Below are 22483 nucleotides of genomic sequence, written 5' to 3'. Positions count from 1 at the left end.
GCGACCGGATGACCGACGAGAACGACAAGACCAACGACGGCAAGACCCCTTCGACGCCAGCGTCACAGAATGGGCCGCGCGCGCCGCTGAGCCTGAAGCCGCGCGCGGCGGGATCGGTTTCGACCGGCACCGTCAAGCAGAGCTTCAGCCACGGCCGCTCCAAGACCGTGGTGGTCGAGACCAAGCGCCGGGTCGGCGCCGTGCCGGGCGCTGGCCATCAGCGTCCGCAGGGCTTCGACGTCGCGCGTCCGCGCACCGACGCCGCTCCGGCCGCGCCGCAGGCTCCGCGCCCCGCGCCGTCATCGGGCGGCGCCGGCGGTCTGTCGCAGTCCGAGCAGGAGGCGCGGCGCCGCGCCATCGAGCTGGCCACGGCCCAGAACGCCGAGCGTGAAGCCGCCGCCGTCGCCGAGCGCGCCCGCAAGGACGCCGCCGCGAAGGAGCAGGCCGCCGCCGCCGAGCGCGCCGCTTCCGCCGCCCGCGCGGAGGCCGAGGCCGCCAAGGCTGCTGCCGAAGCTGCGCGCACCGAAGCCGCCAAGCTGGCTGCCGCCGCACCCGCTCCGGCTCCGGCCAAGCCCGCGCCGGCCAAGCCGGCCGCTCCGGCTCCGGCCACGCCTCCGGTCGAGGCCGCCGCGCCAGCTCCGACGCCCGCTACGCCGACCCCGGCTCCCGCGCCGCGTCCGGCCGCTCCGGCCCGTCCGCAAGTGAACTTCGGCCAGCGCGCGCCGCGCATGCCGTCCGGCAATCCCGGCCGCGCTCCGGCTCCGGGCTTCGGCGGCCGTTCGGCCCGCGAGCAGGCCATGGGCGGCGGCGAGCGTTCGTTCACCGAACGCACCGATCGCGCTCCGCGTCCGCAGGGCGACCGTCCGCAAGGCGGCCGTCCCCCGCAGGGTGGTGATCGTCCGCAGGGCGCCCGTCCGGCCCAGCCCGTCCGCTATTCGGCCCTGGACCCGCGTCCGGCGCCGGGCGCCCGCTCGGGCGCACCGCGCACCGGCCCCGGCGGCCGCGCCGCTCCGAATGCGCCTCCGGCCACGCCGGAAGTGGCCCGTCCGGCCCGCGCCGGCTTCGGCCGTCCGGCCGGCAGCCGCGCCGAGGAGGATCGCGACAAGCGCTTTTCGGATGCCGGTCCGGGCAAGGCCGTCAGCCGCACGCGCGGCGAGCCCAAGCGCCGCGAAGGCCGTCTGACGATCCAGGCCGTGGCCGGTGGCGACGAGGACGCCGCCGAGCGCATGCGCTCGCTGGCCTCGGTTCGCCGGGCGCGCGAACGCGAGAAGGAAAAGCGCAAGGGTGGATCCACCGATGCGCCGAACCGTCCGCGTGAAGTCGTCATTCCGGACACCATCACGGTCGGCGAACTGGCCAACCGTATGGCCGTGCGCGGCGTCGACATCATCAAGTTCCTGATGCGTCAGGGCCTGATGATGAAGATCAATGACGTGATCGATTCCGACACCGCCGAGCTGGTGGCCGAGGAATACGGCATGGCCGTCAAGCGCGTGTCCGAAAGCGACATCGAGGAAGGCTTCCTGGCCGAGGCCGACGACGAGGGCGCCACCGAACTGCGCGCACCGGTCGTGGCCATCATGGGTCACGTCGACCACGGCAAGACCTCGCTGCTGGACGCGCTGCGCACCACGGACGTGGCGGGCGGCGAGGCCGGCGGCATCACCCAGCACATCGGCGCCTACCAGGTTCGCTTGGCGGACGACCAGCGCATCACCTTCCTGGACACCCCGGGCCACGCCGCCTTCTCGGCCATGCGTGCGCGCGGCGCGAACGTCACGGACATCGTGGTGCTGGTCGTGGCGGCCGACGACGGCGTCATGCCGCAGACGATCGAGGCTATCCAGCACGCCAAGGCGGCCAATGCGCCCCTGATCGTGGCGGTCAACAAGATCGACAAGCCGGACGCCAACTCGCAGAAGGTCGTCAACGAGCTGCTGCAGTACGAAGTCATCGCGGAATCGCTGGGCGGCGACACCCAGATCATCGAGGTCTCGGCCAAGGAGCGGCTGAACCTGAACGGTCTGACGGACGCCATCCTGCTGCAGGCGGAAGTCATGGACCTGCGCGCCAACGCCGATCGCTCGGCCGAGGGCGTGGTCATCGAGGCCAAGCTGGACAAGGGCCGCGGTCCGGTCGCGACCGTGCTGGTCAAGCGCGGCACGCTGAAGCGCGGCGACATCGTCGTGGCTGGCTCGTCGTGGGGCAAGGTTCGCGCCCTTCTGGACGAGCGCAACGCCCAACTGACCGAAGCCGGTCCGTCGGTGCCGGTCGAGATTCTCGGTCTCGACGAGGCGCCGTCGCCGGGCGACGTCTTCGCCGTGGTGGAGAGCGAGGCCCGCGCCCGCGAGCTGACCGACTACCGCGAGCGTGTCCGTCGCGAGAAGGCCACGGGCGGCACCAACCAGGTCTCGCTGGTCGACATGATGGCCAAGCTGGGCTCGAAGAAGATCAGCGAGATGCCGGTCATCATCAAGTCGGACGTGCAGGGCTCGGGCGAGGCCATCTCCGGTTCGCTGGAGAAGATGGGCAACGACGAGGTGCGTGCGCGCGTCGTCATGCAGGGCGCCGGCGGTATCACCGAGAGCGACGTGCAGCTGGCCAAGTCGGCCGGCGCACCGATCCTCGGGTTCAACGTCCGTGCGTCCAAGCAGGCCCGCGACATGGCCGACCGCGAGGGCGTGGAAATCCGCTACTACTCGATCATCTACGACCTTCTGGACGACATGAAGGGCGTGCTGTCGGGCATGCTGGCTCCGCTGCAGCGCGAAACCTTCCTGGGCAATGCGCAGGTCCTGCAGGTCTTCGATATCTCGAAGACGGGCAAGATCGCCGGTTGCCGGGTGTCCGAGGGCGTGGTCCGCAAGGGCGCCAAGGTCCGCATCATCCGCGACGACGTGGTCGTGCTGGAGCTGGGCACGCTGCAGACGCTCAAGCGCTTCAAGGACGAGGTCAACGAGGTCCCGTCGGGTCAGGAGTGCGGCATGCACTTCCAGGGCTTCCAGGACATCAAGGCCGGCGACTACATCGAGTGCTTCACGGTCGAAGAGATCAAGCGGACGCTGGACTAGGTATTCCTCCCCTTCGGGGGAGGGGAACCGCGAAGCGGTGGAGGGGTCTCAACCGCCCCTCCGTCTCGCCGGCTGCGCCGCCGATCCACCTCCCTCCGCAGGGGGAGGAACGGCCGCCGTTTTGCCATATGCATTGAGGATCAACGGGCATGCATCGCTTCCTGATCGCCCTTGCCGCCTTCACCGCCATCGCCGGGCCGGCGGCGGCCGAAATCCGTTACCTCGCCTATGACGCCTCTGACCGGGTGACCCAGGCCCTGACGCGCGGCATCACCCTGGAAGCCAATCGCGGTTTGTTCGGTGCGGTGAGCGTGCGCCGAATCATCTCGACCACGGCGCGGGGCTCTGCGGACATTCGCCGGGGCGGTCCGGATCAGGTGCGCCGCGTCTTGCCCGAGGGCTCCCGCGAAGTCTCCGTTTACACGATCAAGCCGGAAGGCGACGGGCGGGGCCTGAGCCGCGCCCTGTGTCCCGGCGCCGAGGAGACCTGGCTGGTTCTGGGCCGGGTGCGGTTGGCCCGCCCGCTGACCGTCCACGCGGTCGGCCGCTGGTCGGACGGCACCTTCCGGCACTGCGTCGCCCTGTCCTATAACTGGCGCGGCGAGTGGGCGATGCCGCCCTCGGGCGGGGCGTCCGAGGATCCGGCTGCCCCTGTCGGGCGATAAGTCTTCGCGCTGTCGTCGGGCCCGGTTAAGGTCCCGGGGATGACGGCCGTCGATACCTCACGCAGAACTCGTGCAACCCGGCGCGGCCTCAAGGGCGTCGCCGGCGTGCTGACGTTCGTCTGCACGGTGCTGTTCCTGCTGGCGATCGAACAGAAGCAGGCCGTCGAGGCATGGGCCGCGATCCGCGACGGCGCAGTCCCGGCCGTCCAGCGCATGACGTCGTGGGTCGCGGACGGCGCCTCGGACGGCGTCTCGGGACTGAAACAGGCCGCGCAGGGCGCCGACCGGCCGTTGGCCGCCGCGGCCGACGCCGACGTCGTGCTGGCCGGAGAGTTCGCGCCGGCGGACGAAGCCACCCGCGAAACTGTCGGCGGCGCGGCATTCGTGCGATCGCTGATCCAGCTGGAATCCGGAGACGTCTTCCGCACCCGTCCGCTGCGCATCGCCGCCGGCCGCGAGCGCTTCGTCCACGACGGGCAGACCTTCGCTGCTCGGTTCGGCGCGCCCGCTGACGCCCAGATCGAGCTGCGCCAGATCGTGCCGCACGCCCGTCAGCAGGCCGTGGCGCCGACCGCCCTGTGTGGCGGCGAAGTCCCCGGCGCCGTTGCGCTCCTGCACCGTCGTGGTCGGGTCGATATGATGCTGTTCCGTGCACGGACGGTCGTCGGGGCAGATGCTCCCGCCGGCTCCCTGTGCGGCGTCTGGAGTTTCCGCGAGCGATGAAACGTCGGGGGGCGTTCGGGGCGGTCTGGTTGATCATCGCGGCGGCCGTCGTGGGCATCGCGCTGGCGCTGTGGACCTGGACCCGACCCGCCGATCCGGCGCTGACGCCTACGCCAGGCGAAGTCGGTGTCGAGGCGACCCTGCTGGACAACGGCTTCCATACCGATCTGGCCCTGCCGCGGGCGGCGCTGGAGACGCGGGGCGGGCCGCTGGCCGAGGCCGTGCGCGGCCTGGCGCCCGGAGAGTGGATACTGGTCGGCTGGGGCGACGCCAAATTCTATGTCGACCAGAGCCCCATCCACCATCGCCTGCCCGACGGCGCGCGCGCCTTCTTCCGGCCCGGCAACGCCTCGGTGATCATGCTGGACCCGGCGCAGGAGGATCCGCGCAAGGCTTATGCCGAGGACGGACGTCGGACCTTCCGTCTGTCGGACGAAGGCTTCGAGCGGATGGCTGCGAAGATCGAGGCCTCGCTGGACCTGAGTTCCGGCGCGCCCCGCATCGCCGCGGCCCGGCCGAACGATGACGCGCGCTTCTTCGCCAGCCGGGAGCATTTCTCAGTCGTGCATCTGTGCAACCACTGGACCGCGGGGCTTCTGAACGCGGCAGGGATGGCGATCCGGCCGTTCCGGTCGATCGTCTCGTCCGAGATTCTGGCCACCATCGACCGGGCCGCGCATTCATCTTCCTGAAAGACCGGCGCTGGACACCCTGTGCCCGGGAGACTAGACCGCGCGCTCGCTTTTTTCGCCCGGGTCCGATCCCCGGTCGAGCCGGGGATGACGCCCGGCAAGGCGACAGGAAAGGAGCCCCCGATGGGCCGCAAGCAACACACCCGGAACGCCTCGGGTCCTCAGGGACCGTCGCAGCGCCAGCTTCGCGCCGGCGAACTGATCCGCCACGCCCTGGTCGAGGTCCTGCGCGAGGAGGAAATCCATGATCCGGCGATGGAGGGCGTGTCGGTGACCGTGACCGAGGTTCGCCTGTCGCCGGACCTGAAGCACGCCACCTGTTTCGTCGAACCCCTCGGCGCCGGAGTTTCGGCCGCGCCAACCGCCGGTCACGTGGACGAGATCGTCAAGGCGCTCAACAACCACGCCAAATTCCTGCGCGGCGTGCTGGGCAAGCACATCGACATGAAGTTCACGCCGGACCTGCGCTTCCGTCACGACGAAAGCTTCGACGCCGCCAGCGCCATGGATCGCTTGTTCGACGACCCCCGTGTCCGCGCCGACATCGAGCATCGGGACGACGAGGACGCATGACGCGCTCAGGCCCTCAGGCCGAAATGCGTCGTCAGCCAATCGTAGTATTCGGGCATCGCCTCCCGCAGCCGTTCGCGCGTGGACGGCGGCCGCGCCGCCTGACCCCACAGGGCGACCGAGCCCGTCATGGCGAAGAACTCGGCCACATTGCTGAGCATGTACGACTGCGCCGGCCAGTCGCCGCTGTCGCGCGCCTGTTCGTAGAAGCGTCTGACCTCGTCGGTGCGCGGCAGGCGCAGGTCCATGTATGCGTGCAGCAGTTCGTGCAGCAGCACCGGATTGTCCGGCGGCGAGACGCGGTCGTCCAGTGTCAGGCGTCCGCCGCTGAAGCGGCCGGGCATGTTCAGCGTCGGATCGATGGTGATGGTCACCGTAGCGAACCAGGCCTTGATGTCGTCGCTGATGGGCAGGTCGTGCACCTGATCAATCTGCTGGCGAACCCAGGCGGCGATCTCCGGCCGACGGGCGGCCTCCAGGGCGGAAAGATCAACCACATGCCTCCGATGTTCGATGCGGGCGGCGTCGTCCTGCGCGAGGGCCGGACCGGCGAGGGCCAGCAGGCCGGCGGCGATAAAGAGGCGGCGGTCGCGGATCATGAAAAGGCCTTCCCAGGCTTGGGTGTTCACACTGTAACGGAGTTCGGTTGATGGGCCGTCGCAAGAAGGGGCAACCCGTCCACGGCTGGGTGTGTCTGGACAAGCCTTATGAGATGGGGTCGACCGAGGCGGTGACCCGCATCCGTCGTCTGTTCGACGCGCAGAAGGCCGGACATGCCGGGACGCTGGACCCGCTGGCGTCCGGGATCCTGCCCATCGCGCTGGGCGAAGCGACCAAGACCGTGCCTTTCATGATGGAGGCGCGGAAGGTCTATCGCTTCACCATCAACTGGGGCGTCTCGACCGACAGCATCGACCGCGAGGGCGAGATCATCGGCCGCTCGGACGTGCGTCCGACCGTGGAGCAGGTGAGGGCGGCACTGCCGGCCTTCGTCGGCGAAATCGATCAGGTCCCGCCAGTCTTCTCGGCGATCAAGGTGGACGGCCAGCGCGCCTACGACCTCGCCCGCGAGGGCGTGGAGGTCGAGTTGAAGGCCCGGCGGGTGACCATTCATTCGGCCGAGGTGACGGACGCGCCGGACGCCGATCACGTCGAGATCCGCATCCTGACGGGCAAGGGCGTTTATGTCCGCTCGCTGGCCCGCGACCTGGCCGTCGCCCTCGGGGCCGAGGGCCATGTGTCGGCCCTGAGGCGCGAGCAGGTGGGACCGTTCGGCATCGAAAACGCCGTGACGCTGGATTCTCTGGAGGAAATGGTGCATAGGGGCGCCGCCTCGGAAGGCTTGCTTCCCGTCGCGACCGCCCTGGACGACATCCCGGAGCTGGCCGTGACGGATCAGGACGCCTTCTCGCTTCGGCAGGGACGGTCGATCGTTCTGCTCCCCGGACAGGTCGAGACATTGAAGGGTCAGCTTCGCGGCGACACCCGGACGGTTTCGGTTTTCTCGGGTCAGACCCTCGTCGCTCTCGGTCAGTTGCGGGCCGGTCGGATCGAACCCGATCGCGTTTTCAATCTCTGATTTGGAGAACCACGATGTCGATCACTGCTGAACGCAAAGCAGAAGTCATCAACGACAACGCCCGCGGCGCGGGCGACACCGGCTCGGCCGAGGTCCAGGTCGCGATCCTCTCGGAACGCATCGCCAACCTGACCGAGCACTTCAAGACCCACAAGAAAGACAACCACTCGCGTCGCGGCCTGCTCAAGATGGTCTCGCAGCGTCGTCGTCTTCTTGACCACCTGAACAAGGTCGATCGCGAGCGCTACGTCGCTCTGATCACCAAGCTGAACCTGCGTCGCTAAGCGCGGGATCGCAGACCGGATTCGAGGCGCGGGCCATGTCCGCGCCTCTTTCCGTACATAACGACCACCGGCGCGCCGCCGGAAGTACGGCGCAGCACGACGCGAGGGCTCGATAGCGGTCCTCAACACTCCCGGGTCTTCCGCGATGGCGCGGCGGCCCATGGACCGAAGGACTGAACGCCCGACGCTCCACCCCAAGACGGGACCCCGCGCGGAATTCGCCGCCGGGATACGAAAGACGAAAATGTTCGACATCAAACGCAAGACGATCGAGTGGGCCGGACGCCCGCTGACCCTCGAAACGGGCCGCATCGCCCGTCAGGCCGACGGCGCCGTGCTGGCGACCTACGGCGAGACCGTGGTCCTGGCCACCGTCGTCTACGGCCGCGCCCCCAAGCCGGGCCTGGACTTCTTCCCCCTGACGGTGAACTACCAGGAGAAGACCTTCGCCGCCGGCCGCATCCCGGGTGGCTACTTCAAGCGTGAAGGCCGTCCGACCGAGAAGGAGACGCTGGTCTCCCGCCTGATCGACCGTCCGATCCGCCCGCTGTTCGTCAAGGGCTTCAAGAACGAGACCCAAGTCGTCATCACCGTGCTGCAGCACGACCTCGAGAACGATCCGGACGTGGTCGGCATGGTCGCCGCCTCGGCCGCCCTGACCATCTCGGGCGTTCCGTTCATGGGCCCGATCGGCGCTGCGCGCGTCGGCTACATCGACGGTGAGCTGGTCCTGAACCCGACCCTCGACCAACTGCCGAACTCGGATCTGGATCTGGTCGTCGCCGGCACCCAGGACGCCCTGATGATGGTGGAATCGGAAGCCAAGGAACTGTCGGAAGACACCTTCCTGGACGCCCTGATGTTCGCCCACCGCGGCATGCAGCCGGTCATCGACGCGATCATCGATCTGGCCGAGCACGCCGCCAAGGAGCCGTTCGACTTCCAGGCCGAGGACCACTCGGACGTGGTCACCTCGATCCAGGGTCTGGTCGGCGAAGACATCAAGGCCGCCTACACCCACGTCGCCAAGCATGACCGCCATGCCGCGGTCGGCGCCGCCAAGAAGAAGGCCGCCGAGGCCCTCGTGAAGACCGAAGAGAACCCGGACGGCGTTGAGCCGGCCAAGTTCGGCGCGGCCTTCAAGGAATGCGAAGCCCACGTCCTGCGTCGCGACATCATCGACAACGGCCACCGCGTCGACGGCCGCGCCCTCGACAAGGTCCGTTCGATCGTGTCGGAAGTCGGCGTCTTCCCGCGCACCCACGGCTCGGCCCTGTTCACCCGCGGTGAGACCCAGGCCATCGTCGTCGCCACGCTCGGCACCGGCGAGGACGAGCAGTACATCGACGCCCTGACCGGGACGTACAAGGAGAAGTTCCTGCTCCACTACAACTTCCCTCCCTACTCGGTCGGCGAGACCGGTCGTATGGGCGGCGCGGGCCGTCGGGAAATCGGTCACGGCAAGCTGGCCTGGCGGGCGATCCGTCCGATGCTGCCGTCGGCGGAAGACTTCCCCTACACGATCCGCCTGGTGTCGGAGATCACCGAATCGAACGGCTCGTCGTCGATGGCCACGGTCTGTGGTTCGTCGCTGGCGCTGATGGACGCGGGCGTGCCCCTGAAGAAGCCCGTCTCGGGCATCGCCATGGGCCTGATCCTGGAGCCGTCGGGCGAGTTCGCCATCCTGTCGGACATCCTGGGTGACGAAGATCACCTGGGCGACATGGACTTCAAGGTCGCCGGCACGCGTGACGGCATTACCTCGCTGCAGATGGACATCAAGGTCGCGGGCATCACCGAAGAGATCATGAAGAAGGCGATCGCCCAGGCTTCGGCCGGCCGTCTTCACATCCTCGACGAGATGGACAAGGCCATCACCGGCGCTCGCGAAGAGCTCGGCGAGTTCGCCCCGAAGATCGAGTCGATCAAGGTCCCGGTCGACAAGATCCGCGACATCATCGGCACCGGCGGCAAGATCATCCGCGAGATCGTCGAAAAGACCGGCGCCAAGATCAACATCGAGGACGACGGCACCGTGAAGATCGCTGCTTCCGAGCAGGAGAAGATCGACGCCGCCAAGGCCTGGATCTCGTCGATCGTGTCGGAGCCGGAAGTCGGCACCATCTACACCGGCAAGGTCGTGAAGGTCGTCGACTTCGGCGCCTTCGTGAACTTCTTCGGCGCCAAGGACGGTCTGGTCCACGTGTCGCAGATGGCTCTGGAGCGCGTCGCCAACCCGGCCGACGTCGTTTCGGAAGGCCAGGAGGTCAAGGTCAAGTTCCTGGGCCTGGACGATCGCGGCAAGACCAAGCTGTCGATGAAGGTCGTCGATCAGGCCACGGGTGAAGATCTGACGGACAAGATCAATGCCGAGCGCGCCGAGCGCGGCGAAGCCCCGCTCTCGGAAGACACGGGTGGCCGTCCGAAGCGTGATGGCGATCGCGGTGGCGACCGCGGCCGTCGTCGTCGCGACTAAGGCGTCGATAGATCGATACTGAAGAGGGCCCCGGTGGAAACGCCGGGGCCTTTTTCGCTGACCGGCGTAACGGGGTTCGTTGACGGTTCGGCAAGGAAGCGGGCGCACCCTCCCTCGGTCGGGGGAGAACGACCATGCGGGAATTGCCCATCAAACTGCCGCCCGTGCGGCTTGAGCGGCGCGGTAGCGTCGTGCGCGAGATCTTCTATTTCGCCGTCGCCTTCGTGGCCCTGTTCGGCGGGGCGGTGCTGGCGTTCGAGGTGCTGTTCTAGGCCGTACGGTCCAGAACCGTGCGGATGACGGCGGCGTAGACGTCGGTCAGGGCCTCGATCTCGGCCACGGGCGCGCGCTCGTCGATCTGGTGCATGGTCTGGCCGACCAGACCCAGCTCCAGCACCGGGCACATGGCGCGGATGAAGCGGGCGTCCGAGGTGCCTCCGGTGGTTGAAGCCTCCGGGCGGCGACCGGCCGTGGCCTCGACCGCGTCCTGCACGGCGGTGACGAAGTCGCCCGGCTGGGTCAGGAAGGCGTCGCCGGAGTGCAGGTGCTCCAGTTCGATCTGCAGGCCGCTGTCGGCCTGGGCCTGCCCGGCTTCCGCGTTCAGCCAGGCCATCAGGCTCTCACCCGTGTGGTTGGGGTTGAAGCGGATGTTCAGCCGCCCCCTTGCCTCGGCCGGGATCAGGTTGGTGGCGGTGTTGCCCACGTCCAGCGTGGTCAGCTCAAGGTTCGACGGCTGGAAGGCCTCGTAACCGTCGTCCAGCACATGGTTCGCCAGCCGGGCCGCGAGGCGGGCCAGCACCGGCACCGGATTGGCCGCGCGGTCGGGATAGGCGACGTGGCCCTGCTTCCCGTGGACGGTGATCCAGGTGTTCAGCGAGCCGCGACGGCCGATCTTGATCATATCGCCCAGCGCCTGCTGCGACGACGGCTCGCCGACCACGCAGGCGTCGATGACCTCGCCCTCGGCCATCAGGGCCTCAACGACCTTCTTCGTGCCGTCCAGCGCCGGGCCTTCTTCGTCGCCGGTGATCAGCAGGCTGAAGGAGCCCTTCGGCTCGCCCTCGGACAGGATGCGCGACAGGGCGGCGACCCAGGCGGCGATGCCGCCCTTCATGTCCACCGCGCCCCGGCCGTAGAGCACGCCGTCCTTCACCTCGGCCTCGAACGGGCCGGCGGACCAGGCCTCGGTCGAGCCGGTGGGCACGACGTCGGTGTGGCCGGCGAAACAGAGGTTGGGCGAGGCGGTTCCGCGCCGGGCGTACAGGTTCTCGATCCGCGGCCGGCCGTCCTCGCCGCCGAACGGCATCCGGCGGCAATGGAAGCCCAGATCGGTCAGCACCCGCTCCAGCACCCCCATCGCGCCCTCGTCGGCGGGGGTGACCGACGGGCGGCGGATCAGGTCGCGGGTCAGTTCGACAGGATCGATAACCGGAGTTGATGCGTGGCTCATGGTTCCTTGCTTACGAGCCTCGCGCGTTCGGGACTAGGGTGTGCGCATGCCGAAGATCGACATCGACAGCGCGCCCACCGGTCACGGAACCGGCTATCCCGAAGAGTTCGCCGGGCCGTGCAAGCCGCGACGGCGCTGGCGGCTGGGCGATGCGGCGGGTCTGAGCCAGTTCGGCGTCAACCTGCTGCGCCTGCCGGCCGGCGCCTGGTCCAGTCAGAGGCACTGGCACGCGACCGAGGATGAGTTCGTGACGGTCCTCTCGGGCGAGGTGGTGCTGATCGAGGACGACGGCGAGACCCTCCTGCGCGCCGGCGATTGCGCGGGCTTCCCGGCGGGCGTACCGAACGGCCACAAGATCGAGAACCGCTCCGGCGCAGAGGCCGTGCTGCTGGAGGTCGGGACCCGGTCGCCCGAGACCGACGCCTGCGACTACCCCGACATCGACATGGTCCTGCCCGAGGGCGCGGACCGCTATTTCCACCGGGACGGCACGCCCTACCCGAAATACGAACGACGCTCGTGACTGTTGAAAGCCTGGACGCCGGCTCGCCGACGCCCCCGACCCCGCCGCCTCCGCCCGAAGGGCCGTCCAGCCCCTGGGGCATCCGCGACTTCCGCTTCCTGTGGTTCGGGCGGGTCGTGGCCGTTCTGGGGATCCAGGTGCAGTCCTCGGCCCTGCTGTGGCAGGTGTACGAGATCGCGCGGCGGGATCATCCGATCGAACAGGCGAGCTTGTATCTGGGCCTGGTCGGCCTGTGCCAGTTCCTGCCGCTGCTGGCCTTCACCCTGCCGGCCGGAGCGCTGGCGGATCGGCGGGACCGCAAGCACACCGTCACCCTGTCCATTCTGGTCGAGGGCAGCTGCGCGGCGGCCTTCCTGATGATGGCGCTGCACGGCTCCCCGCCGCTGTGGGGACTGCTGGCCGTCGCGGCCGTCTTCGGCGCGGCGCGCGCCTTCCTTGCTCCGGCCAGTCAGGCCTTCCTGCCGATGGTGGTGGGACGCAAGGCGCTGCCGCCCGCCATCGCGGCCCAGTCCATCGCCTTCCAGACCGGAGCCATCGCCGGCCCGGCGCTGGGCGGAGTGATCGTGGCGGTGAACGTACCGCTGGCCTATGCGGTTTCGCTGGGCATGTTTCTGCTGGCCGCCGGCGCCTTCGTGCTGATCCGGACCAGCGGCAAGCCCGCGCCGGTCGAGAACAAGCTGTCGCCCATCGAGTCCGTGAAGGAGGGCCTCGCCTACGTCTGGAAGACCAAGATCGTGCTGGGCGCGATCTCGCTGGATCTGGTCGTGGTGCTGCTGGCCGGCGTGGCCCTGCTGACGCCGATCTTCGCGCGGGACATCCTCCACGTCGGCGCCATCGGCTTCGGCCTGCTGCGCGCCTCGTTCGGTGTCGGGGCGATGGCGGTGGCCATCTATCTGAGCCGCTTCCCCATCGTGAAGCATGGCGGGCGCTGGATGTTCGCGGCGGTGGCCGTCTTCGGTCTGTGCACCCTGACCTTCGGCCTGTCGAAGATCGTCTGGCTCAGCGCGCTGGCACTGTTCATCGGCGGCGGCGCGGACATGATCAGCGTCAACATCCGCCAGACCCTGATCCAGCTGGCCACGCCCGATCACATGCGCGGCCGGGTGAGCTCGGTGTCCATGCTGTTCATCGGCGCCTCGAACGAGCTGGGCGAGGCCTATTCCGGCGTCATGGTGCGGATGCTCGGCGCCATCGGAGCCGCCTGCTTCGGCGGGGTGGGTGCGCTTGCGGCCACGGGCCTGTGGGCCGCGATGTTCCCGGGGCTGAGGAAGGCGGATCGGTTGAGTTGAGGGCGATGCGTCATTTGCGCTCGCTGGCTGCGCCCTGATCGAAATCGAGCGGGTAACCCAGAGCGGCAATCTCCTCCCGAAACCGCGCGGCCTTGATCGGGTCCTCCGGAGCGGTGCTCTGGATCAGGCGTCCACGCGGAAGGTCTCGCGGGGCAAACGGCGGTGGGTTGTGCCCATAGAAGATTACTTCGCAAGGTCGGCAGCTTCTCTTGTCGATCCGAACCGCCGATGCGTGAACCATCAGCTCTATCGGATAGCTTTGCTGGACCAGAACAGAGGATCCCTGGTCGAACACGTTGAAGCCCAGCGCCTTGTCGAACGCGCGGTCGTCCGGTCCCGAGTTCGCGGCCTTGGCGGTCGCGATGTAGTCGCACTGCTCGACGGCCGGCCCCGTGCAGCCGGGAGAGACATGGTCTTGCGCCGACCAGCAGGGTCAGGCCCGCCAGCACCGCGAAAACCGGGTAGCTTGTCATGTCCAGCGTGATGAAGCCGGCCGGGCGAAGCATTCCGAAGCCCTCATTCATCCAATGAGGCGATCAGGAAGCACCCGATCTTCGCGGTTGTCGAGCCGTCAGCCCCAAGGCCGGAAATGCTTGCTGAGCTTCAGCCCCTGCCGCTGGTAGTGGCTGCCGCCCTCGCCGTAGAGGCGGGTCGGGCGTTCGGTCAGGGGTTCGTAGACCAGACGGGCGACGATCTGGCCGTGCTCCAGCAGGAAGGGCGTATCGTGGGTGCGGACCTCGAGCACGCCCTTTGAGCCGGCGCCGTGGGCCTCGTCCGTGCCGAAGCCCGGATCGAAGAAGCCGGCGTAGTGGACGCGGAACTCGCCCACCGACGGATCGATCGGCGTCATCTCGGCGGCCTGATCCACGGGGATCTCGACGTCGTCCGACGAGGCCAGGATGTAGAACTCGCCCGGATCCAGCAGCAGCTCGCCGCGACGCAGGATCTGGGGCTCCCAGAAGTCTTTCGGGTCGTGGCCGTCGATGTTGTCCAGATCGACCACGCCGGCGTGGCGACGGCCGCGGAAACCGACGATGCCGCCGTCCGAGCCGGTCAGGTCGACGCCGACCGAGCGGGTCTCCAACTTCGGCGGCTCGCCCGCCTTCAGGCGCAGCTGGTTCAGACGGGTGCCGGGGCGCACGAGGATGGAGAAGGTCTGGGGCGCGATCTCGAGATAGAGCGGGCCGTCATAGCCCTCGTCCACGTCGTCGAAGCTGCCGCCGCGATCGGTCAGCAGGCGCACGAAGACATCGACGCGGCCGGTCGAGCTCTTGGGGTTGGCGCGGGCGATCAGGCCCTTGGGCAGGCTCAGCCGCTCCTGCAGACGGGCGATGTAGACGCAGCCCTTCTCCAGCACATAGCCGCCCGACAGATCGATGGCGTGCATGGAGACATCGGCGATGCGGTCCTCGACCTTGCGCTGGCCGGGCAGGAAGGAGGCGCGCACACGCCAAGCCTGATCGGACAGGCGCAGGTCCAGACTGGCCGGCTGCACCTGATCGGCGTCGAAGGGGGTGTCGGTGGTGATCGCGCCGTTGGCGATCAGCAGTTCGATGGACTGGCAGGGCAGGATGCCCGCGAGAGTGTGTTCGGTAGACGTCATGTCACCGGCTTACACGATTTTTCGGCCCGTCTCGCCTGTCTGCACGTCACACTCATGCTTGACGTGGGTCCAGCTTGCGGAACCATTACAGGATGCATGACGGACGCGCGTACGAGGCCGAGACCGACGGAATCCTGGTGAAGGTGCGTCCGAGCTTTCTGGCCGGCCAGTCGGACCCCGCCGCGGGGCGCTGGGTCTGGGCCTATCAGGTAGAGATCGTGAACCTGTCGGCTGGCCCGGTTCAGCTGGTCGCGCGCCGCTGGGAGATCACCGACGCGCGCGGGCACAGGGAAGAGGTGCGCGGGCCGGGCGTGGTCGGCGAACAGCCGACGATCCAGCCAGGCTCCAGCTATTCCTATGCCTCGGGCTGTCCTCTGGGTACGGCGTCCGGCTCGATGGTCGGCGGCTATTCCATGGTCGACGACAACGGCCGGATATTCGAGGTCGCCATCCCGGCGTTCAGTCTGGATGTCCCGGGCGAGAGACGGGTGCTGAACTGAGTGATTAGTGGTTGGTGATGAGTGGTTATCGCGAGCGCGGCGACGGCCGCGTGTGAAAGTCAGGCGAGCCAGCAACCACTGACCACCAACCACCAATCACTTCACGCGCTTGATATCGGAAAGAGCCGCCGAAGCGGCGAGGCGAGGGGCTGCGTCAACCCGGATAACCGCAGCCCCTTACCCCCGTATCCCGAGGCCATTGCGGGCGGCTCCGGGACGGATGGCGGCCCTGTAGGGGCCATCTGTGACAGCCATATGGCTGAATGACAGAACGGCGGCCCGTCAGTGACAGGCCGCCGTGTCGAGTGGTTTCCCGATCAGATGTAGCGGCGCAGCGAGCGGGCCAGATCCGAGGCGCCGTCCTTGCCGGCCTTGCGGACCTGCGGCTGGTAGGCGACGCGGGCGTGCTCGACGCAGTAGACGCCTTCCGAGGCGCGACGGCCGCAGAAGCTGAACTCGGCCGACGACGGGTCGCCGATCGGCCATTTGCACATGTGGGCGCCCAGGGTCATGACCGTGGCGGTGCCCGGCAGTTCCGGAACCGGAGCGGGCGGCGGGGCTGCCGGAACGACCGGGCGCGGCTGGGCGGCCTCGATGCGGCGCGGAGCCGACGGCGCCTGGGTGGGCTGGGCGGCAGGACGCGGACGCGACGGGCGGAAGGTGGCGCGCGCCGGCTGCGACGGAGCCGCACGGCCCGACAGGCCCAGACGGTGCACCTTGCCGATGACGGCGTTGCGGGTCACGCCGCCGCCCAGTTGCTTGGCGATCTGGCTGGCCGACTGGCCCTCAAGCCAGAGCTTCTTCAGCGCGCCGACGCGATCTTCGGTCCAGCCTGCGGTCATCTCGCCCTCCAGGATTCAACATATTGGGTCGAGATGTCCCGTTGATGGGCTCGACCTACTCCTAATCGTAAACCACCCCTTAAAACGCGCAATATGTGGGAATTGGTCCGTCCACAGGAACTACATCTGGTATGGTTAAAATGATCTCGTTTGTGGGACGCGGCTGGGCGTTCGTCGTGAGCAAGGGGTGAAGAGTGAGCGCAGAAGTGAGCGCGCCTCAGTGTGCGCTCACCGCCGGCTCACCTCTTCGCTCACTCTTCACCCGCCTCGCGCGCCGTTCACGCCTTGCGAAGCGCCGCAGCGAGGCGCATCTCCGCCCGCATGACCGATCTCGCCTCGACCCGGCCCTCGGGCCTGCCGCAGCCGCGCCGCTACAACGGCGTCAATTGGGAGGGGGTGAAGACCCTGTATCTCAAGGAGGTGCGGCGGTTCTGGAAGGTGGGCGCCCAGACGGTGGCGGCTCCGGTGGTGACGACCCTGCTCTACATGCTGGTGTTCGTGGTGGCCCTGAAGGACGCCCGGCCGCCGCTGCACGGCACGCCCTTCGCCGAGTTCGTGGCGCCGGGCCTGATCATGATGGCGGTGCTGAACAACAGCTTCGCCAACGCCTCGTCCAGTCTGATCCAGGCCAAGATCATGGGTACGGCGACCGACTTCCTGACCCCGCCGCTGAGCCCGCTGGAGCTGACTATCGGCTTCTCCCTGGGCGCCGCGACGCGCGGGATCGTGGTCGGGCTGGTGACGGCGGTCTGCGTGCTGCCGTTCGCCAGGCTGGGCATCGCCAACATCGCCGCGATCCTGTGGTTCTCCCTGTCGGCCTCGCTGATGATGGGCATGGTCGGCGTCTTCGCCGGTCTGTGGGCCGAGAAGTTCGATCAGCTGGCGGCGGTGCAAAACTTCCTGATCATGCCGATGACCTTCCTGTCGGGCACCTTCTATCTGGTCGAGAACCTGCCCGGGCCGTTCGCCGCGATCAGCCACTGGAACCCGATCTTCTACATGATCGACGGCTTCCGCTTCGGCTTCATCGGCCATGCGGAGAGCAACATCTGGATCGGCGTGGCGATGAGCGCGTTGCTGACCCTGATCCTGTCCGTCGCCTGCTGGGCCGTGTTCAAATCGGGCTGGCGTCTGAAGAGCTGAGCTCATGCCCGTCATGCCCGCCCGCATCGTCCATATCGGCATCGAGCGGGGCTGGGCCGAGGTGAACGCCCTCGTATCCGATCCGCGGCGCATGCCGGAGTGGGCCTCGGGTCTCGCCTCCGGCCTGACGCAGGACGGCGAGGACTGGGTCGCCGACGGCGGGGCGATCGGCGAGGTGCGGGTGCGGTTCGCGGCACCCAACGACCTTGGCGTCATGGATCATGTGGTGACCATGCCTGACGGGACCGAGGTGCATAACGCCCTGCGCGTGACGCCCAACGGCGACGGGGCCGAGGTCAGCTTCGTTTTGCTGAAACGCCTGGACATGGACGACGCGGCCTTCGCGGCGGACGCCGCCCATGTGACGAAGGACCTGCAGGCGCTGAAGGCGCTTCTGGAGGGCTGAGTCTGGCGGCGCGGCGGGTCAGCCGCTAGCAAGGGGCGAACCTTCGGGAGGGGACCCCATGTTGATCCAGTCGATTTTCGCGCTTTCCTTGCTGGCCGCGCCGCAGGATGCGCCCGCCGCAGCTCCGACGCTGACCCCCGAGGGGCAGGCGATCGAGACGGCGATCCAGGCCTATGCAGGCAAGAACAATGACGAGCGCCGCGAGGTGGTCGTCAGCCAGCTGCGCGCGCAGGGCTTCGCGCCCGAGCTGGCGCCGTTCGAGGGCGGCAACCCACGCACCGGCCCGCGCGCCGGCGCCAATGTAGTGATCACCATCGGCGAGGGCGCGAAGGACATCGTCCTGACCGGTCACTTCGACGCGGTGCCTCTGGCGGACGGGACGATGTCGCAGGGCGTGATCGACAACGCCGGCTCGGTCGTGGCCCTGATCGAGATCGCCGGACTCGTGAAGGAGCAGGTCGAGCAGACGCCGGGGCCGTTCCGCTATGTCTTCGTCTTCACCGATCAGGAGGAGCTGGGCCTGATCGGCGCGCGCAAATGGCTGGAGGCGCAGGACAAGACCCGCATCGCCGCCGTCGTGAACATGGACGTCAACGGCTATGGCGAGACGCTGATGTACGGCGAGAATGTCGGAGAGCACTCGGCCTTCGTGCTGCGCGCCATGCGGACACAGTGCGCCGAGATGGCCTTCGACTGTGTGGCCTTCCCGATGTACCCGCCCAGCGACGACCGGGTCTTCTCGGCCGCCGGCGTGCCGGTGATCTCGATCGGGTCGCAGGACGCGGTCGGCGCGCACCAGATGTGGCTGGCCTTCAACGGCGGGCAGTCGAACGGTCTGGCCGAGGGCTTCGTCCCGCCCGTCTTCCAGCGTATCCACTCGGCGCAGGACACCACGGAGTGGGTCGAGGGCGACGACGTCCTGCGCACCGCCCGCTTCATCGCCGACCTGGCCCTGCGTCTGGCGCGGGACGAGTAGTCCGATGATCGAGGTTCGGGGTGTTCAACCGACCGCGCGCGAACTGCGACACGTGACCAGCGGCTGGGGCGGGCTGCACTGGTGGCAGCTGGCGCATCAGCTTCTGCCATTCGCAGGTCTGTGGGTGCTGGCCGTATTCGTCTGGTCCAGGGCCTCATGGCATCCTGAGCTGACCTCGGCGGTGAGCCTGACGGTGATCGTGACCACCTTCCTGTGGCTCAGCGTCCGTTCGGTGCTGAACCGGGTCACGCTGCAGGCCGCGCGTCAGGCGCCGGGCGGGGGCATGCTGAGCGACTGGACGATCGACGGGACCGGCCTTGCGTTCGGCACGCCTGTCGCGTCCTCGCGGATCGGGTGGGAAGGGATCAAGGCGGTTCGCGAGGAGAAGGACCGGTTCATCTTCCTGATGAGCCCGGCCGCAAATCCGGTGCTCCCGAAGCGCCATCTGTCCGAAGACCAGCAAGCCGCCCTTCGGCAACTGGTCGCGGATGTCACAGCTGCGAACCGTATCGGCCGCGGTGTTGACTAACGGGCCTATGGGTCCGACAAGACCTGACCCTTTCCCCGGCTCCGTCGTACCCGCGACGGGGCCGTCTCTCTTCTGGAGGTCCGTTCCGTGTCCCAAGACCATCTGATGGGTGTCTACAATCGCGCGCCGCTGGAAGTGGAGCGTGGTCTGGGCGCGCGTCTGTGGTCGACCGACGGCACGGAATATCTGGACTGCGTCGCCGGCATCTCGACCAACGGTCTGGGCCACGCCCATCCGAAGCTGGTCGCCGCGGTGACCGAGCAGGCCCAGAAGCTGTGGCACGTCTCGAACATCTTCCGCATCCCGGGGCAGGAAGCCCTGGCCGACGAGCTGTGCGAGAAGTCGTTCGCCGACATGGTCTTCTTCACCAACTCGGGCACCGAGGCGGTCGAGTGCGCGATCAAGACCGCGCGCAAGCATCACGTCGCCAATGGAAGCCCTGAGCGCATCGACATCTACGGCTTCGACGGCTCGTTCCACGGCCGGACCTATGGCGCGATCAACGCCGCCGCCAATCCGTCCTACACCGAAGGCTTCGGTCCGAAGATGGAGGGCTTCCACCAGCTGCTGTGGGGCGACAAGGAGGCTCTCGAGGCCGCCTTCCGCAATCCGACGACGGCGGCGATCATCCTGGAGCCCGTGCAGGGCGAGGGCGGCTGCCGCGCGACGCCGGAAGAGGATCTGCGCTGGATGCGCCAGATGGCCGACGAGACCGGCGTTCTGATCATCTTCGACGAAGTCCAGTGCGGCATGGGCCGGACCGGCAAGCTGTGGGCCCACGAATGGGCCGGCATGACGCCGGATATCATGGCCATCGCCAAGGCTCTGGGCGGCGGCTTCCCGATCGGCGCCTGCCTGGCGACCACCAATGCGGCCAAGGGCATGACCACGGGCGTGCACGGCTCGACCTTCGGGGGCAATCCGCTGGCGATGGCGGTCGGCCGCGCGGCCTTCGGCGAGCTGTCGAAGGCGGAGACCCTCGCCCACGTCAACGAGATCGCCGGCTATCTGAAGCAGCAACTGCACGGCCTGAAGGAGCGGTTCCCGGACGTGATCGTGGACGTGCGCGGCAAGGGGCTCCTGATCGGCGTGAAGCTGGTCCCGAACAACCGCGAATTCATGGGCTGGGCCCGCGACGAGAACCAGCTGCTGGTCGCCGGCGGCGGCGACAACTGCGTGCGCATCCTGCCGCCGCTGGTCCTGACGCTGGACGAGGCCCGCGAGGCCGTCGAGCGGTTCGAGAAGACCTGCGAGTTCGCGCGGACCAAGCTGGCCTGAGGGCCGAGATCTGGAGGGGCCGATGGTCCGTCACTTCCTCGATATCCATCGGCTGAGCGCCGAGGACCTGCGCGGCATTCTGGATGACGCGCACGCCCGCAAGCAGGCCCGCAAGGGCTGGCCTAAAGGGCGCGCCGACGCCGATGCGCCGGCGAAGGATCGGGTGCTGGCCATGGTGTTCGAGAAGAACTCGACCCGCACCCGCTTCAGCTTCGACGCCGCGATCCGCCAACTGGGTGGCTCGTCGATCATTGCCACGGCTTCGGACATGCAGCTAGGCCGCGGCGAGCCGGTCGAGGACACCGCCAAGGTCCTGTCGCGCATGGTCGATGCGGTCATGATCCGCGCCAACCGCCACGAGGACGTCGAGAATTTCGCGCGCGTCTCGACCGTGCCGGTCATCAACGGCCTGACCGACCGCTCGCATCCCTGCCAGATTCTCGCGGACCTGCTGACGATCGAGGAGCATCTCGGGCCCGTGGCCGGCAAGACGATCGCTTGGGTCGGCGACGGCAACAACGTCTGCCACAGCTTCATGCATGCCGCGCCGAAGTTCGGCTTCCGCCTGCAGGTCGCCTGTCCGGCGGAGTACCATCCTGACCTGCACGATCTCGCCAAGGGCGGCGACCATGTCGTCCTCACCAGCGACCCGCAGGACGCCGTGCGCGGTGCGGACGTGGTGGTCACCGACACCTGGGTGTCGATGGGCGATAAGGACTACGAAGCCCGGCTGGAAGCTTTCGATGGCTATGGCGTCGACGACGCCCTGATGGACGTCGCCAATCCCGGCGCGGTCTTCCTGCATTGCCTGCCCGCTCACCGCGGCGAGGAAGTCACCGACGCGGTCATCGACGGTCCCCGCTCGCTGGTGTGGGATGAGGCGGAAAACCGCATCCACGCCCAGAAGGCGGTGCTGGCGTGGTGTTTCGCGGGCGGCTGATGCCGCCAGTGATTGGTGATTAGTGGTTAGTGATCAGTGTGGCGTGGGCGTTGCCGACGCTGCCCTGTCCGTTACGCAGCAACCACTAACCACTAACCACAAATCACACCCTAGTTCAGGTTCACATCCGCCACGCCGCCCGCGTCGGGCAGGGTCTTCGTGACGTTCGCCTTGGCGACCTCGTAGGCGAACTTGAAGAAGCCGCCCTCGTTGACCCAGACGCGACCGTCGTCGGCGTCGAACTTCAGGATGGTCAGGTGCGGGTCGTCCTTGCCCTCGGGGTACCAAGCGGCCAGCACCGGGTTCCAGTGGCGGTCGATGATGGCGCGGTCGGCGCCGTGGACGGACAGGTCGCCGTGGATGCAGGCCCAGACATTCTGATCCTTCGATCCGTAATGGAACATGGCGCTCTGCCCGCCGGGCAGGGCGGCGTCCTTCGCCAGATCGGTGTCGTCGCGGGTGAAGAACCAGATCGTGCCGGTCTCTTCCTCGCGGAAGGCGGTCATCGGTTGGGCGTGATAGCCCGGCTGGTCGAGGCCCAGCAGGCCGGTGTTGGACTTCTTCAGGCTGTCCCAGAAATGCTGTTCGGCCTCGGCGGCGGTAAGAGTCTTGTCGCCCATGTCGGTGTCTCCTGATCTGGCTTGTCGATCAGGGAAGTGATCGCGACGCCGCGAGGTTCCGCCTTCAGTAAGGGCGTTGCGGCATGCCTAGAAGCGTGGCGGCGTGGATCAGCAGCAGCATCAACGCGGCGCCGGACATCAGCATGATCAGCCGCCACGGGACCATGCGAACACCCTTGGCCGGATTGCTCGGCAACGCACCTCGCCAGCCGGCGAAAACGGCGAGGGCCAGCACGGCTCCTGCGATGATCAGGGTGACGGTCAGGGTCATCGCCGCGAGGTGGCCCGAAGTTGTCCACGGCGCAAGGGGGTGAGTCCTTTCGC

The 22483-nt window shown here is 68.0% G+C and carries 25 protein-coding genes; 18 read left to right on the top strand and 7 right to left on the bottom strand.

Annotated elements, in window-relative coordinates; translation table 11 throughout:
- Positions 1-8: 8 nt before the first annotated feature.
- The 5 genes from infB (at position 9) to rbfA (ending at position 5724) form a co-directional block, all read left to right on the top strand.
- On the top strand, positions 9-3071 hold the full coding sequence (infB, locus tag ABDZ95_RS14640) for a translation initiation factor IF-2 (RefSeq protein ID WP_343794710.1): 3063 nt from the start codon (positions 9-11) through the stop codon (positions 3069-3071).
- A 149-nt stretch (positions 3072-3220) separates the two neighbouring features.
- Positions 3221-3736, top strand: coding sequence for a hypothetical protein (locus tag ABDZ95_RS14635; RefSeq protein WP_343794709.1), 516 nt, complete (start codon positions 3221-3223; stop codon positions 3734-3736).
- A 39-nt stretch (positions 3737-3775) separates the two neighbouring features.
- Entirely contained in the window at positions 3776-4459 is a 684-nt protein-coding gene (locus ABDZ95_RS14630) for a hypothetical protein (protein ID WP_343794708.1), read from the top strand.
- A complete protein-coding gene (locus tag ABDZ95_RS14625; protein WP_343794707.1) occupies positions 4456-5151 on the top strand; it encodes a DUF2459 domain-containing protein in 696 nt (231 codons plus the stop codon). Before ABDZ95_RS14630 ends, ABDZ95_RS14625 begins: the two co-directional genes overlap by 4 nt.
- A gap of 123 nt (positions 5152-5274) precedes the next feature.
- Positions 5275-5724 (top strand): 30S ribosome-binding factor RbfA, encoded by a 450-nt coding sequence (gene rbfA, locus ABDZ95_RS14620; RefSeq protein WP_343794706.1) that lies wholly within the window; start codon positions 5275-5277, stop codon positions 5722-5724.
- A 5-nt stretch (positions 5725-5729) separates the two neighbouring features.
- Here the strand turns inward: rbfA and ABDZ95_RS14615 are convergent, their stop codons facing one another.
- Entirely contained in the window at positions 5730-6320 is a 591-nt protein-coding gene (locus ABDZ95_RS14615) for a hypothetical protein (RefSeq protein ID WP_343794705.1), read from the bottom strand.
- Between the two features lie 50 nt (positions 6321-6370).
- On the opposite strand from ABDZ95_RS14615, the gene truB reads away from it, so the two are divergent.
- The 4 genes from truB (at position 6371) to ABDZ95_RS14595 (ending at position 10332) form a co-directional block, all read left to right on the top strand.
- Positions 6371-7300: a tRNA pseudouridine(55) synthase TruB gene (gene truB / locus ABDZ95_RS14610; RefSeq protein WP_343794704.1), complete on the top strand. Its 930-nt coding sequence runs from the start codon at positions 6371-6373 to the stop codon at positions 7298-7300.
- A 14-nt stretch (positions 7301-7314) separates the two neighbouring features.
- Positions 7315-7584 (top strand): 30S ribosomal protein S15, encoded by a 270-nt coding sequence (rpsO, locus tag ABDZ95_RS14605; RefSeq protein ID WP_343794703.1) that lies wholly within the window; start codon positions 7315-7317, stop codon positions 7582-7584.
- A 244-nt stretch (positions 7585-7828) separates the two neighbouring features.
- The gene (gene pnp / locus ABDZ95_RS14600) at positions 7829-10060 is read left to right on the top strand and encodes a polyribonucleotide nucleotidyltransferase (protein ID WP_343794702.1); all 2232 of its coding nucleotides are present in this window, start codon (positions 7829-7831) and stop codon (positions 10058-10060) included.
- A gap of 134 nt (positions 10061-10194) precedes the next feature.
- The gene (locus tag ABDZ95_RS14595; protein WP_343794701.1) at positions 10195-10332 is read left to right on the top strand and encodes a hypothetical protein; all 138 of its coding nucleotides are present in this window, start codon (positions 10195-10197) and stop codon (positions 10330-10332) included.
- On the opposite strand, the gene dapE is transcribed toward ABDZ95_RS14595, so the two are convergent.
- A complete protein-coding gene (dapE, locus tag ABDZ95_RS14590) occupies positions 10329-11510 on the bottom strand; it encodes a succinyl-diaminopimelate desuccinylase (protein ID WP_343794700.1) in 1182 nt (393 codons plus the stop codon). The genes ABDZ95_RS14595 and dapE overlap by 4 nt on opposite strands.
- 46 nt (positions 11511-11556) lie before the next feature.
- Between dapE and ABDZ95_RS14585 the strand changes: the two genes are divergently transcribed.
- Positions 11557-12033, top strand: a complete 477-nt coding sequence (locus ABDZ95_RS14585) for a cupin domain-containing protein (protein ID WP_343794699.1) — start codon at positions 11557-11559, stop codon at positions 12031-12033.
- On the top strand, positions 12030-13322 hold the full coding sequence (locus ABDZ95_RS14580; RefSeq protein WP_343794698.1) for an MFS transporter: 1293 nt from the start codon (positions 12030-12032) through the stop codon (positions 13320-13322). Before ABDZ95_RS14585 ends, ABDZ95_RS14580 begins: the two co-directional genes overlap by 4 nt.
- A 10-nt stretch (positions 13323-13332) precedes the next feature.
- Here the strand turns inward: ABDZ95_RS14580 and ABDZ95_RS14575 are convergent, their stop codons facing one another.
- Complete coding sequence (locus tag ABDZ95_RS14575; RefSeq protein ID WP_343794697.1) at positions 13333-13617, bottom strand: hypothetical protein; 285 nt, start codon at positions 13615-13617, stop codon at positions 13333-13335.
- 276 nt (positions 13618-13893) lie between these two features.
- Positions 13894-14925: a 2'-deoxycytidine 5'-triphosphate deaminase gene (locus tag ABDZ95_RS14570; protein ID WP_343794696.1), complete on the bottom strand. Its 1032-nt coding sequence runs from the start codon at positions 14923-14925 to the stop codon at positions 13894-13896.
- Between the two features lie 92 nt (positions 14926-15017).
- On the opposite strand from ABDZ95_RS14570, the gene apaG reads away from it, so the two are divergent.
- On the top strand, positions 15018-15425 hold the full coding sequence (apaG, locus tag ABDZ95_RS14565) for a Co2+/Mg2+ efflux protein ApaG (RefSeq protein WP_343794695.1): 408 nt from the start codon (positions 15018-15020) through the stop codon (positions 15423-15425).
- A gap of 317 nt (positions 15426-15742) precedes the next feature.
- On the opposite strand, the gene gcrA is transcribed toward apaG, so the two are convergent.
- Positions 15743-16267, bottom strand: a complete 525-nt coding sequence (gcrA, locus tag ABDZ95_RS14560; RefSeq protein ID WP_343794694.1) for a cell cycle sigma 70 cofactor GcrA — start codon at positions 16265-16267, stop codon at positions 15743-15745.
- Between the two features lie 321 nt (positions 16268-16588).
- Between gcrA and ABDZ95_RS14555 the strand changes: the two genes are divergently transcribed.
- From ABDZ95_RS14555 to argF, 6 genes are all read left to right on the top strand, one after another.
- A complete protein-coding gene (locus ABDZ95_RS14555) occupies positions 16589-17410 on the top strand; it encodes an ABC transporter permease (protein WP_343794693.1) in 822 nt (273 codons plus the stop codon).
- A gap of 4 nt (positions 17411-17414) precedes the next feature.
- A complete protein-coding gene (locus ABDZ95_RS14550; RefSeq protein ID WP_343794692.1) occupies positions 17415-17816 on the top strand; it encodes an SRPBCC family protein in 402 nt (133 codons plus the stop codon).
- Positions 17817-17874: 58 nt separating this feature from the next.
- On the top strand, positions 17875-18792 hold the full coding sequence (locus ABDZ95_RS14545) for a M28 family metallopeptidase (RefSeq protein WP_343794691.1): 918 nt from the start codon (positions 17875-17877) through the stop codon (positions 18790-18792).
- Between the two features lie 4 nt (positions 18793-18796).
- Positions 18797-19321, top strand: a complete 525-nt coding sequence (locus ABDZ95_RS14540; RefSeq protein WP_343794689.1) for a YcxB family protein — start codon at positions 18797-18799, stop codon at positions 19319-19321.
- Positions 19322-19426: 105 nt separating this feature from the next.
- Positions 19427-20599, top strand: coding sequence for an aspartate aminotransferase family protein (locus ABDZ95_RS14535; RefSeq protein WP_343794749.1), 1173 nt, complete (start codon positions 19427-19429; stop codon positions 20597-20599).
- 22 nt (positions 20600-20621) lie between these two features.
- On the top strand, positions 20622-21539 hold the full coding sequence (gene argF / locus ABDZ95_RS14530) for an ornithine carbamoyltransferase (protein ID WP_343794688.1): 918 nt from the start codon (positions 20622-20624) through the stop codon (positions 21537-21539).
- Positions 21540-21649: 110 nt separating this feature from the next.
- On the opposite strand, the gene ABDZ95_RS14525 is transcribed toward argF, so the two are convergent.
- Positions 21650-22159, bottom strand: a complete 510-nt coding sequence (locus tag ABDZ95_RS14525; RefSeq protein ID WP_343794687.1) for a pyridoxamine 5'-phosphate oxidase family protein — start codon at positions 22157-22159, stop codon at positions 21650-21652.
- A 64-nt stretch (positions 22160-22223) separates the two neighbouring features.
- Positions 22224-22430, bottom strand: coding sequence for a hypothetical protein (locus ABDZ95_RS14520; RefSeq protein WP_343794686.1), 207 nt, complete (start codon positions 22428-22430; stop codon positions 22224-22226).
- Positions 22431-22483 lie beyond the last annotated feature (53 nt).

Origin of the sequence: Brevundimonas kwangchunensis (assembly GCF_039523815.1) — a bacterium.
Taxonomy (GTDB): domain Bacteria; phylum Pseudomonadota; class Alphaproteobacteria; order Caulobacterales; family Caulobacteraceae; genus Brevundimonas; species Brevundimonas kwangchunensis.
Note: the sequence above shows the minus strand (reverse complement) of the source record. Positions and strands in the feature narration are given on the sequence as shown.